We start from the raw sequence: 15814 nt of genomic DNA, 5'->3' as shown, positions 1-15814 counted from the left end.
TCCGTGCACCACGAGGAGACCGCCTTGGCCACCCCGCACACCCCGCACACCCCTCATGTCGTCGAGGCCGCCCAGGCCCCGCACACCGCCGCCGGCGCGGCCGCCGACACCGCCTTCCGCAGCGCCCTCGACGTGGTCGCCGGCGTGGAGCCGCGGATCGCCGCCGCCATCGGCCAGGAGCTGGAGGACCAGCGCGCCTCGCTCAAGCTGATCGCCAGCGAGAACTACGCCTCCCCGGCCGTCCTGCTCGCCATGGGCAACTGGCTCAGCGACAAGTACGCCGAGGGCACCGCGGGCCGGCGCTTCTACGCGGGCTGCCGCAACGTCGACACCGTCGAGACCATCGCCGCCGAGCACGCCCGGGCCCTGTTCGGCGCCGACCACGCCTACGTCCAGCCGCACTCCGGCATCGACGCCAACCTCACCGCCTTCTGGGCCGTCCTCTCCCAGCGGGTGGAGAGCCCGGCACTGGAGCGGGCCAGGGTCCGGGGCGTCAACGACCTCACCGAGCAGGACTGGGCGCAGCTGCGCCAGTCGCTCGGCAACCAGCGGATGCTCGGCATGTCCCTGGACGCCGGGGGCCACCTCACCCACGGCTTCCGGCCCAACATCTCGGGCAAGATGTTCGACCAGCGCAGCTACGGCACCGACCCGGCCACCGGCCTGATCGACTACGACGCGCTGCGCGAGACCGCCCGGGAGTTCCGCCCGCTGATCCTGGTCGCCGGCTACTCCGCCTACCCGCGACTGGTCGACTTCCGGCGGATGCGCGAGATCGCGGACGAGGTCGGCGCGACCCTCATGGTCGACATGGCGCACTTCGCCGGCCTGGTCGCGGGCAAGGTGCTGACCGGCGACCACGACCCCGTCCAGCACGCCCAGATCGTCACCACGACCACCCACAAGTCGCTGCGCGGCCCGCGCGGCGGCATGGTGCTGTGCGACACCGAGCTGGCCGAACACGTCGACCGCGGCTGCCCGTTGGTGCTCGGCGGACCGCTCTCGCACGTCATGGCCGCCAAGGCGGTCGCCTTCGCCGAGGCCCGCCGGCCCGAGTTCCGGACCTACGCCCGCGCCGTCGTGGACAACGCCCGGGCGCTCGCCGAGGGCCTGCTGCGCCGCGGCGGCCGGCTGGTCACCGGCGGCACCGACAACCACCTCGTCCTCGCCGACGTCTCCGGCTACGGACTGACGGGCCGTCAGGCAGAGGCGGCGCTGCTCGACTCGGGCGTCGTCACCAACCGCAACTCCGTCCCGCAGGACCCGAACGGCGCCTGGTACACCTCGGGCGTGCGCCTCGGCACCCCGGCGCTCACCACCCGCGGCCTCGGCACCGCCGAGATGGACGAGATCGCCGCCCTGATCGACACCGTGCTGCGCGCCACCACCCCGACCACCACCGCGGGCGGCGCCCCCTCCAAGGCCCAGTACCGCCTCGACGACGCCGTGCGCGACGGCGTCGCCAAGCGCGCCGCCGACCTCCTCGCCCCCTTCCCCCTCTACCCGGGCGTCGACCTCACCTGACCGGTCTCACCCGACCGGTCTCACCTGACCGGTCTCACCTGACCGGTCTCACCTGACCGGTCTCACCCGACCGGCCTCACCCGACCGGCCTCACCCGACCGGTCCCGGACCGACCGGTCCCGGACCGACCGTCCTCGATGCCCGAACCCCCGGGCCCGCCGCCCCACGTGCGGCGGGCCCGGAGCCGGTGCCGATGCCGCGGCCGGCGCCCCTCCCGGTCGCGAGGTCAGTACTGCAGCGACTTGTACTGGAGGAACTCCTCCAGGCCGTGGCGGCCCAGTTCACGGCCGAGGCCGGAGCTCTTGTAGCCGCCGAACGGCGCGAGCGGGTTGAAGCGGCCGCCGTTGAGGTCGACCTGACCGGTGTCGATGCGGCGGGCGAAGGCGGCGGCGGTGTCGGTGTCCGTGGCCCAGACGCCGCCGGCCAGGCCGTACTCGGTGGCGTTGGCGAGTTCGGCGGCGTGGTCCTCGTCCCGGTAGGGGAGGACCACCAGGACGGGGCCGAACACCTCCTCTCGGGCGATCGCCATGTCCTCCGTGACGTCGGCGAGCACGGTCGGGTGGACGTAGTAGCCGGCGGGCAGGCCCGGGACGGGCTCCGCGCCGCCGACGACCAGCCGGGCGCCCGCGGCGAGCGCGCCCTCGACGTAACCGCGCACCCTGGCCAGCTGCTTGGCGTTGACCAGCGGGCCGATCCGGGTCTGCGGGTCGGTCGGATCGCCCGGGGCGTACTTGGCGGCGGCCTTCGCGGCCGTCGCGACGGCCTCCTCGTACTGGTCCTGGTGCACCAGCAGGCGGGTCCACGCGCTGCACGTCTGGCCCGAGTTGGCGAAGACGTTGGCGACGTTGACGTTGACCGCCCGGGCCAGGTCCGCGCCCGGCAGCACCACGTTGGCGGACTTGCCGCCGAGTTCCAGGGCGACCCGCTTCAGGCCCCGGCCCGCCGTCCCGGCGACCTGCCGGCCGACGGCGGTGGATCCGGTGAACGAGACCATGTCCACGTCCGGATGGGCGGCGAGCGCCGCACCCGCCACCGCGCCCGTGCCGGTCACCAGGTTGAACGTGCCCGCGGGGAAGCCCGCGTCGTGCACCAGCCGGGCGAACAGCCGGGCCACCAGCGGGGTGTCCTCGGCGGGCTTGAGCACCACCGGGCAGCCGGCCGCCAGGGCCGGGACGGCCTTGGCGACGATCTGGTGCAGCGGGTAGTTCCACGGCGTGATCGCCGCGACCACCCCGGCGGGCTCGGCGAGCACCACCGAGTTGCCGATCCGTTCCTCGAAGGGGTACTCCGCGAGCAGTGTCAGGTAGGTGTTCGCCACGGTGAGCGGCGCTCCGGCGTGCACGGCGGCGGCGAAGCCGACCGGGGCGCCGAGTTCGGCGACCACGGTGGCGGTGATCTCCTCCTGGGCGGCGGCGATTCCGTCCCGCAACCGGGTCAGCAGGGCGAGCCGGTCCGCGCGGGCGGTCGTCGCCCAGCCGCGGGCCGCCCGGCGGGCCGCGGCGACCGCGGCGTCGACGTCGGCGGGCCCGCCGGCCGGCACGGCGGCGAGCACCTGCTCGGTCGCCGGGTTCAGCACCTCGATCGACCCGGCGTCGTCCAGGGAGGGCCGCCAGGCGCCGTCGATGTACTGGTCGCCGTACTCCGCGTACTGCTGCACCGAGTGTCCTCTCATTCGATCGGCCGTTTGGCTGACAGTGCTAGTCGCTGACAGTGCTAGTCAAAGGCCCAGTCAAGGCGGCCCGGGCGGCCGCGCGCAAGAGCCAATCCGGTCCGGTGGGCCGGCGGGTTACCCCGGGGCGAACCGCGCGGTGCACTCGTCGGACGGCTCGATCCCCGCGCCCGCGCGCCGCTCGTCCGGCCGCTGCGGGTCCTCGCCCGGCCAGGGCACCGGGCGGCCGCCCCCACCGCCTCCGCCGTCAGTTCCACCGCCCGCCGCCGGACGTCCAGTTGACGACCGGCGTGCGCGCGGCCGGCCGCGCCGTGGTCCGCCGTCGAGGGGCGCCGGACGAACCGTCCCGAAGGCTCCGCGTTCACCCTCGGGCAGCGAAACGACGGTCCGCGAAACTCATTGCGCGAAAAGCTCCTCACACGTGCGGGTGCCGCTGTAGATTGCAGCGAACTCAGCTGTGAGGCACTACTGTTGCCAATGGTTCGTAGTGGTTTGTAGTGGTTCGTAGTGGCGCGCACGGTCCAGGACCTGCGTGGCCCACGGTCGGGGCGGGGGTTGCCACCGGGCTGAGGTCTGGCTCAAATCCGCAGGTCATCCGTACCGCATAAGGAGCATCCCGTGACCGATGCCGCGCTGAAGGACGAGTCGCAACGGCCTGCCGAACCGGCCGTGCTGGACGACGTTCCGGGCTGGTTCTGGGACCATGACCGGCACTCGTTCGACTGGTTCATGGGGCGGCAGGAGAAGACCGGGGTCACCGGCGACCTGCTGGAGATGGGTGCGTACCTGGGCCGCAGCGCGATCGTGATCGGCGAGCACCTCCAGCCCGGCGAGTCCTTCACCATCTGTGACCTCTTCGACTCGGAGGCGCCGGACGACGAGAACGCGGCCGAGATGGACACCTCCTACCGGAAGTCGCTGACCCGCTCGGCCTTCGAGGTCAACTACCTCGCCTTCCACGAGGAACTGCCGGAGATAATCCAGGCCCCGACCTCCGCCCTGGCCGGCGGGCGGATCGCGGCGGGCACGTACCGCTTCATCCACATCGACGCCTCGCACCTGTACGAGCACGTCGTGGGCGACCTCCAGGTGGCCCGGATCGCGCTCCAGGACCAGGGTGTCGTCGTCCTGGACGACTACCGCTCGCAGCACACCCCGGGCGTGGCCGCCGCGACCTGGGGCGCGGTCTTCAACCACGGGCTCAAGCCGATCATGTTGACCGAGTGCAAGTTCTACGGCACCTGGGGGGATCCGGAGCCGTTCCAGCGCGACCTGCTCGACCGGGTGGACCTCGCCGAGGGCTGTTACCTCAGCTCCGAGACCTTGAACGGTCAGCAGGTGCTCCGGATGACCGGCAGCTCGGACGGGATCGACGCGTTCCGCCCCTCCCGCCACCACCGGCGGCTGACCTCCGAGGCGGCCCGGAACGAGGCCTCGCAGTCCCGCCGGGCCGCCCAGGAGGCCCAGGAGGAGGCCGCCCGCGACCTCGCCGCCCGCCGGGCCCGCGCCGCCGAACTGCGCCGCCCGGCCAACGTCGCCAAGCGCGCCGCCCGCGACCTGCTCCCCCCGGTCGTCACCGCCGTCATCCGCCGCGCCCGCCGCGGCTGACGGCCGCCCGCCGACGGCCGACGGGGCCGACCGGCACCCGGCACCCCGCCCCGCCCGGTCCCATCCCGCCCCCGTCAACGCCGAAGGGCCGGTCGAACTCGACCGGCCCTTCACCGTTGCGCGCTCCCTCAGGCCCGCGAGGCCTCCCGCGGCTCCTGCCCGGAGCTCGCAGGGCCGCCGTCGGCGCCCTCGCCGGCCGCGGCCTCCTCGGCCAGCTCGCGCCGGACGGCGGCCAGGGACGGGTTGGCCCAGGCGCTGGCGACGCCCCAGCGGTAGAAGGCCAGCGCGATGGCCGCGACGACCAGCAGGTCCCAGCCCTCGGGCAGGTAGCCCTGGCCGCCGAAGTCGGTGCTGCCGGCCCAGGAGACGCCGGCCATCACGAACAGGTAGGCGACCATCCAGGCGCCCGCCTTCAGGTGCGGCTTCAGCTCGGCCCACGGCTTGCGCAGCTCGTACCAGGCCCAGATCGGCAGACCGGCGGCCATCAGCAGGATGACCTTGCCGGTGAGCGGCCAGCGGGCCCAGTACAGGACCAGCGAGCCGAACACCATCGCCACGGGGGCGATGACCGGCATGGCCCGCAGCCGGACCGGCCGGGGCAGGTCCGGCGCGAGGCGGCGCAGCGCCATCACGGCGACCGGGCCGGTGACGTACGAGATCACGGTGGCGACCGAGACGATCTCGGCCAGCGAGCCCCAGCCGCGGAAGACCGCGAGGAACAGGAAGGCGACCACCAGGTTGAGCACCAGGGCCGGGCGCGGGATGCCGGTCTTGGCGTCGACCTTGCCGAAGATCTTCGGCAGGTGGCCGTTCTCCTGCACACCGTGGATCATGCGCGAGGTGGTGGCGGCGTAGATCATGCCGGTGCCGCTGGGGGAGACGAAGGCGTCCGCGTACAGCAGCAGGGCGAGCCAGTTGAGGCCCCAGACCATCGCGAGGTCGGCGAGCGGCGAGGTGTAGGCCAGGTTGCTCCAGCCGTGCGACAGGTCGGCGGCCGGGATGGCGCCGAGGAAGGCGATCTGCAGCGCGACGTAGATCACCAGGGCGATCAGGATCGAGCCGATGACGGCCTTGGGCAGCGACTTGCCGGGGTTGCGGGCCTCGCCGGCCAGGTTGAGCGGGGACTGGAAGCCGTTGAAGGCCCAGACGATGCCGGACACCGCGACGGCGGTGAACACGGCGCTCCAGCCGTTCGGCGCGAAGCCGCCGTGGTCGGTGAAGTGGGCGGTGTCGAAGTGGGCGAACAGCAGCGCGCCGGCGGTCAGGGTCGGGACGATGACCTTGAAGACGGTGATCGCCGTGTTGGTCTTGGCGAACATCGTGATGGCGAACCAGTTGAGGACGAAGTAGCCGACCAGCAGCACGCTGGCCAGTGCCACCCCGCTCAGGGTGAGTTCCTTGCCGTTGTACAACCCCTGTGCCCAGCCGAAGTGCCAGGAGCTCATGTACTGGACGGAGGCGGTGGCCTCGCCGGGGATGACCGAGACGATGGCGATCCAGTTGGCCCAGGCGGCGAGGTAGCCGGCCAGCGAGCCGTGCGAGTACTGGCCGTACCGGACCATGCCGCCGGCCTTGGGGAACATCGACCCGAGCTCGCTGTAGGTGAGCGCGATGGTCAGTGCCACCGCGGCCCCGATCACCCAGGCCAGGATCGACGCGGGGCCGGCCAGCCGGGCGGCGCGCTCGGCGCCGAAAAGCCACCCGGATCCGATGATGGATCCGAGCCCCACGGCGGTCAGGCTGATGGTGCCGAGCGATCGCCGGTAGTTCTGATGTGATGCCGTCGGAGACTCTGGCTCACTCAACGTATCGGTCCTCTCGCTCGGGGTTTCATCGGGTGGTGTCGTGGTTTTTATGCTGGTTTCCGGACAAACGGAGACAGCCTATGGGGCCAAAAGGGGCGAATACCTCAAGGGAAGCTCAAACCGTCCGATCGTTGCCATCTCGTGTCCGCTTTTCGGGTCACGACAGCCGCAACAGTCGCCTGGGTCACAGCGGTTGCGGGGGGTCGCGAGCGCAGCGGCGGCCACCCGGTCCGCGCGGAGAACCCGAGAGGAACCGAGAGGAACCGAGAGAACCCGCGAGAACCCGTGGACGGCGGCGGCGCGCCGGGAAAAAGAAATTCCCCGCGGGTTCCTTTCGGATCCCACGGGGAATTCGGTTGTGTCCGAGGGGGGACTTGAACCCCCACGCCCGATAAAGGGCACTAGCACCTCAAGCTAGCGCGTCTGCCATTCCGCCACCCGGACGGGGTGTGTGCTTCGGGGTTTTTCTCGCCCCCTCGGCGACAGAGAGAACATTACCAGGGTTCTGGAGTGCTTCTCACCTGCGTTTCCCCGGGTGGGGGGACGTCCGGGTCGGCAGGGGTGGTCGGACTGGCTGGGATGGGTCGCCATGGTGCGCGAACCCCGGCCGAAGCGGTGGCGAGCGCGAAGGAAACGGTCGACCCCGGCGGCGACGGCGGTCCGTTCCGGCCGGAAGCGGTCCGACACGGGCAAGTTGTCGACGGTGCCACGGTCCCGCCGGTGGCTCTCCTAGCCTCTGTGGATCGAGGGCGCCATGAGCGGAACGCCTGATTCCCGGGTCGCGGACACCCCCGGGTCGCGGACGAAGGGCGGCTGGACGTGGAGCAGATCAGCGGGGCGGCGAAGGCCGAGCCGAGACGCGCCGGGCCGGAGCGCGCACGCGCCGAGCCGAGACGCACCGGGCCGGAACGCGCACCCGCCGGGCCGGTCGAGGGCGTGTGGCGCTTCCCGGTGCCGGCCGAGGAGGCCTCGGTGCCGCTCACCCGGCACGCGGTCCGTGACCGCCTGCTGGCCCAGGGGATGGCCGGGGTGCGCTACCAGGAGCTGGTGGACGACGTGCTGCTGATCGTCTCGGAGCTGGTGAGCAACGCGGTGACGCACGCGGCGAAGCTGTCGCCGGAGGTGACGACCGAGCTGGCGGTCCGCCGGGGCTGGGTCCGGGTGTCGGTCGAGGACGGTGACCCGTACCGGCCGAAGGCGCTGGAGAGCGACACCGGGCGGACCGGCGGCCGCGGCCTGCTGCTGGTGAAGAGCGTGACGTTGCAGGCCGGCGGGGTGTGCGACGTGGAGCGGACGGGGGAGGGCGGCAAGGTCATCTGGGCCTCGCTGCCCGTCCCCCCGGAGACCGACGACTGAGCGCCGCGGGCCCGCCGACCGGTCCCGCCCGCCTACCAGTCCCGCCCGGCGATCTCCCGGATCCCCGGCAGCGCCGCCTCGAAGACCGTCTCGAACCACACCGAGAACGGCCGCTCGGCGCGCAGTTCCCGCAGTTCCTGCGCGGTCACGAAGGCGTGGTCGTCGACCTCGTCGGGGTTGGGCTCGACGGGCGCGGTCACCAGCCCGACGAACAGGTGGTTCCACTCCCGCTCGATCAGCCCGGAGGCCTCGTCCGGCAGGTCGTAACGGACCGTGCCCGCCTCGCAGAGCAGCGCCGGCGCGATGCCGAGCTCCTCGGCGGTGCGGCGGGCGGCGGCGACGAACGGCGGCTCGTCCGGGTACGGGTGGCCGCAGCAGGTGTTCGACCAGACGCCGGGGGAGTGGTACTTGCCGAGCGCCCGCCGCTGGAGCAGCAGCCGCCCCTGGCGGTCGAAGAGGAAGACCGAGAACGCGCGGTGCAGCCGGCCGGGCTGCTGGTGTGCCCAGAGCTTCTCGGCGGTTCCGGTGGTGACGCCCTCGTCGTCGACCAGTTCCAGCAGGATCTCGGGACCGGCGCCGGCGGTCCCGGTCGAGGCCCCCGGGGCGACCGTCACGTCCGTCTCGACGTCGAGACCGGTGTCGATCTCGGAGTCGAAGTGTGTCGGGTTGGTCGGCAGGCTCTGGGGCATGGGGCCTCTTTCGGGAGGGGGGAGCAACGGAAGCATCGGGGTACGTCCGGTACACCGGGTGCAGCGGACGCAGCGGGGGCACCGGCGCCGGCGTCGGGCTCCAGTCTGCCGTATGGGTGGCGGTGGGTACGGGTCCCACGCACAACCGGGCGGATCATGACCATCGGCAGGTCGATTCCGGGCAGAGATGGGCCCGATACGTTCCCGGAGGGGTCATCGGAATAGCAGGGCTGTTCGGTATCCGTTCCCATCGCGTTCGATGGCCGCCTCGCCTGCGCGTTCGATCACCGCATCGCCACCCTCCCGTCACCTCGCAGCCCCCGGCCGCGTTCGGGCCGACCGCCCGGGTCGCCTACCATCGCTTACGGCACGGTGCCCGCACTCGCGGCGGCACCGGCGCGCCGATTCGCGGCCCGGCCGGACGGAAAGCCGGTGCCCCAGCACCCCGCGCGCACCGCCCCGCGCACCGCACGACGGATCAGGAGACCCCGCATGATCGGCCTCGTTCTGGCAGCCGGCGCCGGCCGCCGGCTGCGCCCGTACACCGACACCCTGCCCAAGGCTCTGGTGCCGGTCGACGGGGAGCGGACCGTGCTGGACCTCACCCTCGGCAACTTCGCCGAGGTCGGCATCCGCGAGGCGGCGATCGTCGTCGGCTACCGCAAGGAAGCGGTGTACGACCGCAAGGACGCCCTGGAGAGCAAGTACGGCGTCAAGCTCCACCTGGTCGAGAACGACAAGGCCGAGGAGTGGAACAACGCGTACTCGCTCTGGTGCGCCCGCGAGCTCTTCGCCGAGGGCCTGCTGCTGGCCAACGGCGACACCGTGCACCCGGCGTCCGTGCAGCGCACCATGCTGGAGGGCAACCAGCGCCTCGTCGAGGCCGGCACCGCCCCCGGCATCCTGCTGGCCCTCGACACGGTGAAGAAGCTCGCCGACGAGGAGATGAAGGTCGTCGTCGACCCGGCCGCCGGCATGCGCCGCATCACCAAGCTGATGGACCCGGTCGAGGCCACCGGCGAGTACATCGGCGTCACCGTGATCAACCCCGCCGCCGCCGTCGACCTGACCGACGCGCTGCGCGCCACCTACGAGCGCGACCCGCAGCTGTACTACGAGGACGGCTACCAGGAGATGGTCAACCGCGGCCTGCGGATCGACGTGCAGCCGATCGGCGAGGTCTCCTGGGTCGAGGTCGACAACCACGACGACCTGGCGAAGGCGCGGGAGATCGCGTGCCAGTACTGACCCGGCTGGTTCCGTCGCCGCTGTTCGTCGAGGTCCGCCCGGGCGCGCTGGACGCGCTCGGCGGCATCCTCGCCGACCAGCGGCTGTCCGCCTCGGGCCGGATCGCGGTGGCGATCAGCAACGGCTCGGGAGCGGCGATGCGCCGGCGCCTGGAGCCGGCCCTGCCCGGCGCCGACTGGTACAACGTGGACGACGGCAGCCTGGACAGCGCGGTGCGCCTGGCCGAGTCGGTGCGCGGCGGGCACTACGACGCGATGGTCGGCCTCGGCGGTGGCAAGATCATCGACGCCGCCAAGTACGCCGCCGCCCGGGTCGGCCTGCCGCTGGTCGCGGTCGCCACCAACCTGGCCCACGACGGCATCTGTTCGCCGGTCTCCACGCTCGACAACGACGCCGGCCGCGGCTCCTACGGGGTGCCCAGCCCGATCGGCATCATCGTCGACCTGGACGTGATCCGGCAGGCCCCGCCGCGCTTCGTGGCGGCCGGCATCGGCGACGTGGTCTCCAACATCTCCGCCTGCGCGGACTGGGAGTTGTCGCACGCGGTCACCGGCGAGCCGGTGGACGGACTGGCCGTGGCGATGGCCCGCTCGGCGGGCGAGAACCTGCTGCGGCACCCAGGTAACACTCAGGATCAGGACCTCCTCACGGCCCTCGCGGAAGCCCTGGTACTGTCCGGCATCGCGATGAACATCGCCGGCAGCACCCGGCCTTCCTCGGGCGCCTGCCACGAGATCTCGCATGCCCTGGACGTGCTGTACCCCAAGCGTTCCGCCCAGCACGGCGAACAGGTCGGCCTCGGCGCCGCGTTCGCCAGCTTCCTGCGGGGCGAGCGCGAGCTGACCGGTCTGATCGTGGAGCGCCTGGCGACCCACGGGCTGCCGGTGACCGCAGCTCAGATCGGCTTCACCGAGGCGGAGTTCACCGACGCGGTGCACTACGCTCCGAACACCCGCCCGGGGCGCTTCACCATCCTTGAGCACCTCGACCTCTCCCCCTCAGCAATCAGGGACGCGTACGCCGACTATGTCCAAGCCGTCAACAGCTGACCCCTCCACCGCGGGTGCCGAGCGGCCCCCGGTGGACCTGACCCGCCGGCCCTCGATCGAGGAGCTGCGCGCGGTGATCCACCCGGAGGGCATGCTCCAGCGCCGCAGCGCCGAGCACTGGGCCGGCCGCCTGTACATGCGGCGGATCTCGCTGCGGATCACCCGCGTGCTCTCCACCGTGACGGCGATCACGCCGAACGGCCTGACGTACCTGATGATGTTCACCGGCGTCCTGGCCGGCGCCGCGCTGGTCGTGCCGGGCATCGCGGGCGCGGTCCTGGGGGCCCTGCTGATCCAGGTCTACCTGCTGCTGGACTGCGTGGACGGCGAGGTGGCCCGCTGGCGCCGGCAGACCTCGCTCACCGGCGTCTACCTGGACCGGGTCGGCCACTACATGTCCGAGGCGGCCCTGCTCACCGGGCTGGGCCTGCGCGCCACCGACCTGCTGCACCGCGAGGGCGGCGGCTCGCACTGGGAGTGGGCGTTCCTGGGCACGCTGGCCGCGCTCGGCGCGATCCTGATCAAGTCCGAGACGGACCTGGTGGACGTGGCCCGGGCCCGCAGCGGCCTGACGGCGGTCGAGGACAGCGCTTCGGTGCCGCGCTCGTCCTCGGTGGCCAAGGCCCGCCGGGCGGCCTCCTTCCTGAAGTTCCACCGCCTGGTCGGCGCGGTCGAGGCCTCGCTGCTGATCCTCGCGGCCGGGATCGCCGACGCCGTCCACGGCGGGCTGTTCTTCACCCGGATCGCGGTGGTGGCGCTGGCGGCGATCGCCATGCTGCAGACCGTGCTGCACCTGCTGAGCATCGTCCTCTCCAGCAGGCTGCGATGAGCGCCCCGACCAGCGCGGAGAGCTTCCGCCTCGGAGCCGTCATCATCACCATGGGCAACCGCCCCGAGGAACTGGCCGCCCTGATCGAATCGGTGCGCGCCCAGGAGGGCGCGGCGGTCGAGCTGGCCGTGGTGGGCCAGGGCGCCCAGCTGCCGCCGCTGCCGGAGGGCGTGCGCAGCGTCGAGCTGCCGGAGAACCTCGGCATCCCGGGCGGGCGCAACGTCGGCATCGAGCTGTTCGGCCGCGACGGCCGGGACGTGGACGCGGTCCTCTTCCTGGACGACGACGGGCACCTGCCGCGCACCGACTCGGCCCGCCTGCTGCGCGAGGCCTTCACCGCCGATCCGGAGCTGGGCATCGTGGCCTTCCGGATCGCGGACCCCGACACCGGCGTGACCCAGCGCCGGCACGTCCCCCGGCTGCGCGCCAGCGACCCGCTGCGCTCGTCCCGGGTGACCACCTTCCTGGGCGGCGCGACCGCCGTGCGCTGCGCGGTGTTCGAGCAGGCCGGGCAGCTGCCCGCGGAGTTCTTCTACGCCCACGAGGAGACCGACCTCGCGTGGCGCGCGGCGGACGCCGGCTGGGCCATCGACTACCGCGCGGACGTGGTGCTGCACCACCCGACGACCTCGCCCGCGCGGCACGCCACCTACTTCCACAACATCGCCCGTAACAGGGTTTGGCTCGCCAGACGGAACCTTCCGGCCCTGTTGGTGCCTCTCTATCTGGGAACCTGGTTCCTGCTGACCCTGGCCCGCCGCCCCTCCTCGGAGGCGCTGAAGGCCTGGTGGGGCGGGTTCCGGGCGGGCTGGCGCGAACCCTGCGGTCCGCGGCGGCCCATGCGATGGCGTACCGTTTGGCGATTGACCAGGCTGGGCCGGCCACCGGTCATCTGATCGAATGATCGATCGCTGCGGCCGGTGACCACACACCGGCCGGACTCTCCCCGTGATCCAGTGGATCCCCATCGGCGCAAGGCCGGCGGACCCCCGTCGACCGGCCGCCCCGACCGATCCCGCGTGAAGGACGAATGTGTCGACAGTGAGTGAACCCGTCAGCCTCTCATCCCCCAGGGGGGTGGACGCGGGCCTGACCCCCAAGCAGCTTGCGGACAAGTACGGCCTGGCCGTGAGCGGCAAGCGGCCCGGCCTGGTCTCCTACACCAAGCAGCTCTGGGCCCGGCGCCACTTCATCTGGGCCTTCGCCACCGCCCGCCTGGTGGCCCAGTACACCGACGCCAAGCTCGGCCAGCTGTGGCAGGTCGTGACGCCGCTGCTGAACTGCGCGGTGTTCTACCTGGTCTTCGGTGTGATCCTGAAGAGCAAGGACAACTTCCCGCCGGACACCTACATCGCCTGGCTCTGCATCGGTGTCTTCGTCTTCCAGTTCACCCAGAACGCGGTGCAGTCCGGCACCCGGGCGATCGCCGACAACCTCGGGCTGATCCGCGCGCTGCACTTCCCCCGGGCCTCGCTGCCGATCGCGTTCACCGTGATCCAGCTCCAGCAGCTGCTGATCTCGATGGTGGTGCTGGTCGGCACCGTGCTGGTCAGCGGCATCAAGCCGGGCCGGACCTGGCTGCTGATCATCCCGGCCCTGGTGCTCCAGATGATGTTCAACACGGGCATCGCCCTGGTCATGGCGCGGCTCGGCTCCAAGACCAGCGACATCTCCCAGCTGATCCCCTTCGTGATGCGGGCCTGGATGTTCCTGTCCGGCGTGATGTTCAGCATCCAGGACAAGATCCACGAGTGGCCCAAGTACATCCAGACGCTGATGGCCCTCAACCCGGCCTCGGTCTACATGGACCTGCTGCGGCACGCCTTCGCGCCGATCATCTACAACAAGCACCAGCCCCAGCACCAGGAACTCCCCCTCCACCAGTGGACCTACGGCATCGGGTGGGCGGTCGTGATGTTCGTGATCGGATACGTCTTCTTCTGGAAGGCCGAGGAGGAGTACGGCCGTGGCTGACGTCGAACTGAGCAAGCTGGACACCATCCGGGACGCGGACGTCGCCCGCGAGCCCACCGTCGTCGTCGACGACGTGCACATCGTCTACCGGGTGCACGGCGCCGGCTCCGGCAAGGGCAGTGCCACCTCGGCGCTGAGCCGCATCATCAGCCGCAAGCGCTCCGCGGGCGTGCGCGAGGTGCACGCCGTGCGCGGCGTCAGCTTCACCGCCTACAAGGGCGAGGCGATCGGCCTGATCGGCTCCAACGGCTCCGGCAAGTCGACCATGCTGGCCGCGATCGCGGGCCTGCTGCCGACCGAGAAGGGCGGCATCTACACCAACGGCCAGCCCTCGCTGCTGGGCGTGAACGCGGCGCTGATGAACGAGCTCACCGGTGAGCGCAACGTCATCCTCGGCTGCCTGGCGATGGGCATGGCGCCGGCCGACGTGCGCAGCCGCTACCAGGACATCGTCGACTTCTCCGGCATCAACGAGAAGGGCGACTTCATCTCGCTGCCGATGCGCACGTACTCCTCCGGCATGGGCGCCCGCCTGCGCTTCGCCATCGCCGCCGCGAAGACCCACGACGTGCTGCTGATCGACGAGGCGCTGGCCACCGGCGACCAGGCGTTCCAGCAGCGCAGCAAGAAGCGGATCGACGAACTGCGCAAGTCCGCCGGTACGGTCTTCCTGGTCAGCCACGACAACAGTTCGATCCGCGAGGTCTGCGAGCGGACGATCTGGATCGAGGCCGGCGAGCTGATCATGGACGGCCCGACCGAAGAGGTCGTCGGCCGCTACGAGCGCGGCGAGCGCCCGTAGTACCAAGCCGTCCAGGGGGCCGGTTCCGGGGATTTCCGGGGCCGGCCCCCTGTTCGTGCGCCCCCGCCGGTACCCCGGGTGGCCCGCCGCCGCGGGGGTGAGCGCCCCCGTGCGCCGGGCGGGGCGCTCTTCTCCGGCGCGCCCCGTGGTGTCAGGCTGTATGCGCGGGGGCGGTGTGCCGGAGGTGGCGCCCCCGCTCGGACGCGTGTCCGAGTCGGGCCGGTGATGCCCAGCGGTGTAGAACGGGGGAGTGACAGCAGTGTCGGCTTCGGCCCAGCCCAGAGATACGTCGGTGAACCGCTCCGCGGGGGAGACCCTGGACAAGGCGGGCGCGGAGAACTTCCCGGTCGCCCCGTTCTTCCTGCCCGCGGCCTGGCGCGACGACCTGATGGCCGTCTACGGCTACGCCCGGCTGGTCGACGACGCCGGCGACGGCGACCTGGCCGATCCGGCCGCCACCGCCGCCCTGCTCGGGGTCGAGGCCACGCCTCCCGCCACCCCTTCGGCCCAGTCCGGCCCGCCGACTCCGCAGGAGGTCGCCTTCCGCCTCGCACTGCTGGACGGACTGGAGCGCGACCTCGACCGGGTCTTCGAGGCGGCGCTCCACCCGGGAGCCTCCGAGGGCCCCCGCCACCCGCTGCTGCGCAGCCTCGTGCCGCTGGTCGACCGGCACGGGCTCACCCCGGAGCCGTTCCGCCGCCTGATCGAGGCCAACCGGGTGGACCAGACCACCACCCGCTACGCCGGCTACGACGACCTGATCGGCTACTGCACCCTCTCCGCCGACCCGGTCGGCCGCCTGGTGCTGGCCATCGCCGGCGTCTCCACCCCCGAGCGGATCGAGCTGTCCGACGCGATCTGCAGCGCCCTCCAGGTGGTCGAACACCTTCAGGACGTCGCCGAGGACCTCGCCCACGGGCGGATCTACCTCCCCGCCGAGGACCTCGCCCGGTTCGGCGTGACCGAGGCGGACCTCGCCGCCCCCACCGCCGGCGGCCCGGTGCGCGAGCTGATCGCCTTCGAGGTGCAGCGGGCCCGCACCCTGCTCGACCGCGGCGCGCCATTGGTAGGTACGGTTCGGGGGAGGCTTCGACTGCTCCTGGCGGGATTCACCGCCGGCGGGTACGCGGCCCTGGCGGCCATCGAGGACGCCGGGTACGACGTGCTCGCGCAGCAGGCGAAGCCTGACAAGCGCCGCCTCGCAGCGAAGGCGGCGGCCATCTTCGCGAAGGGAAGGTGAACGCCCGAGTGGCGGCATCAC

Annotated in this window: 13 protein-coding genes and 1 tRNA gene; 10 read left to right on the top strand and 4 right to left on the bottom strand. The window is 72.0% G+C overall.

Annotated elements, in window-relative coordinates:
- Nucleotides 1–24: 24 nt before the first annotated feature.
- Complete coding sequence (locus tag ACFVTF_RS17955) at nucleotides 25–1524, top strand: glycine hydroxymethyltransferase (protein ID WP_387814489.1); 1500 nt, start codon at nucleotides 25–27, stop codon at nucleotides 1522–1524.
- Nucleotides 1525–1750: 226 nt separating this feature from the next.
- On the opposite strand, the gene ACFVTF_RS17950 is transcribed toward ACFVTF_RS17955, so the two are convergent.
- Nucleotides 1751–3181: an aldehyde dehydrogenase family protein gene (locus ACFVTF_RS17950; protein WP_387814488.1), complete on the bottom strand. Its 1431-nt coding sequence runs from the start codon at nucleotides 3179–3181 to the stop codon at nucleotides 1751–1753.
- Nucleotides 3182–3811: 630 nt separating this feature from the next.
- Between ACFVTF_RS17950 and ACFVTF_RS17945 the strand changes: the two genes are divergently transcribed.
- Nucleotides 3812–4801 carry a class I SAM-dependent methyltransferase gene (locus ACFVTF_RS17945; protein ID WP_387814486.1) on the top strand — a complete coding sequence of 330 codons (990 nt, stop codon included), beginning with the start codon at nucleotides 3812–3814 and terminating at the stop codon, nucleotides 4799–4801.
- Between the two features lie 128 nt (nucleotides 4802–4929).
- On the opposite strand, the gene ACFVTF_RS17940 is transcribed toward ACFVTF_RS17945, so the two are convergent.
- The gene (locus ACFVTF_RS17940) at nucleotides 4930–6531 is read right to left on the bottom strand and encodes an APC family permease (protein WP_387814484.1); all 1602 of its coding nucleotides are present in this window, start codon (nucleotides 6529–6531) and stop codon (nucleotides 4930–4932) included.
- 434 nt (nucleotides 6532–6965) lie between these two features.
- Nucleotides 6966–7050, bottom strand: a tRNA-Leu gene (locus ACFVTF_RS17935).
- Nucleotides 7051–7434: 384 nt separating this feature from the next.
- Here ACFVTF_RS17935 and ACFVTF_RS17930 point away from each other — a divergent pair.
- A complete protein-coding gene (locus tag ACFVTF_RS17930; protein ID WP_371522942.1) occupies nucleotides 7435–7962 on the top strand; it encodes an ATP-binding protein in 528 nt (175 codons plus the stop codon).
- Between the two features lie 32 nt (nucleotides 7963–7994).
- Here ACFVTF_RS17930 and idi read toward each other — a convergent pair whose 3' ends face one another.
- Nucleotides 7995–8651, bottom strand: a complete 657-nt coding sequence (idi, locus tag ACFVTF_RS17925; protein WP_387814482.1) for an isopentenyl-diphosphate Delta-isomerase — start codon at nucleotides 8649–8651, stop codon at nucleotides 7995–7997.
- A 492-nt stretch (nucleotides 8652–9143) separates the two neighbouring features.
- Here idi and ACFVTF_RS17920 point away from each other — a divergent pair, with 492 nt between their 5' ends.
- The 7 genes from ACFVTF_RS17920 to hpnC all read left to right on the top strand — a co-directional run bounded on the left by ACFVTF_RS17920 (nucleotide 9144) and on the right by hpnC (nucleotide 15793).
- A complete protein-coding gene (locus ACFVTF_RS17920; RefSeq protein ID WP_371520963.1) occupies nucleotides 9144–9899 on the top strand; it encodes a sugar phosphate nucleotidyltransferase in 756 nt (251 codons plus the stop codon).
- Nucleotides 9887–10948 carry an iron-containing alcohol dehydrogenase family protein gene (locus tag ACFVTF_RS17915; RefSeq protein WP_371520965.1) on the top strand — a complete coding sequence of 354 codons (1062 nt, stop codon included), beginning with the start codon at nucleotides 9887–9889 and terminating at the stop codon, nucleotides 10946–10948. The genes ACFVTF_RS17920 and ACFVTF_RS17915 overlap by 13 nt, the downstream gene beginning before the upstream one ends.
- Before the next feature lie 91 nt (nucleotides 10949–11039).
- Nucleotides 11040–11777, top strand: a complete 738-nt coding sequence (locus ACFVTF_RS17910; RefSeq protein WP_363617027.1) for a CDP-alcohol phosphatidyltransferase family protein — start codon at nucleotides 11040–11042, stop codon at nucleotides 11775–11777.
- A complete protein-coding gene (locus ACFVTF_RS17905) occupies nucleotides 11774–12673 on the top strand; it encodes a glycosyltransferase (protein ID WP_363585863.1) in 900 nt (299 codons plus the stop codon). Before ACFVTF_RS17910 ends, ACFVTF_RS17905 begins: the two co-directional genes overlap by 4 nt.
- A gap of 136 nt (nucleotides 12674–12809) precedes the next feature.
- Nucleotides 12810–13751: an ABC transporter permease gene (locus ACFVTF_RS17900; protein WP_387814480.1), complete on the top strand. Its 942-nt coding sequence runs from the start codon at nucleotides 12810–12812 to the stop codon at nucleotides 13749–13751.
- The gene (locus tag ACFVTF_RS17895) at nucleotides 13744–14553 is read left to right on the top strand and encodes an ABC transporter ATP-binding protein (RefSeq protein WP_371520971.1); all 810 of its coding nucleotides are present in this window, start codon (nucleotides 13744–13746) and stop codon (nucleotides 14551–14553) included. Before ACFVTF_RS17900 ends, ACFVTF_RS17895 begins: the two co-directional genes overlap by 8 nt.
- A gap of 259 nt (nucleotides 14554–14812) precedes the next feature.
- Nucleotides 14813–15793 carry a squalene synthase HpnC gene (hpnC, locus tag ACFVTF_RS17890; protein WP_387814686.1) on the top strand — a complete coding sequence of 327 codons (981 nt, stop codon included), beginning with the start codon at nucleotides 14813–14815 and terminating at the stop codon, nucleotides 15791–15793.
- Nucleotides 15794–15814 lie beyond the last annotated feature (21 nt).

This window comes from Kitasatospora sp. NPDC057940 (assembly GCF_042887425.1).
GTDB lineage: Bacteria > Actinomycetota > Actinomycetes > Streptomycetales > Streptomycetaceae > Kitasatospora.
Note: the sequence above shows the minus strand (reverse complement) of the source record. Positions and strands in the feature narration are given on the sequence as shown.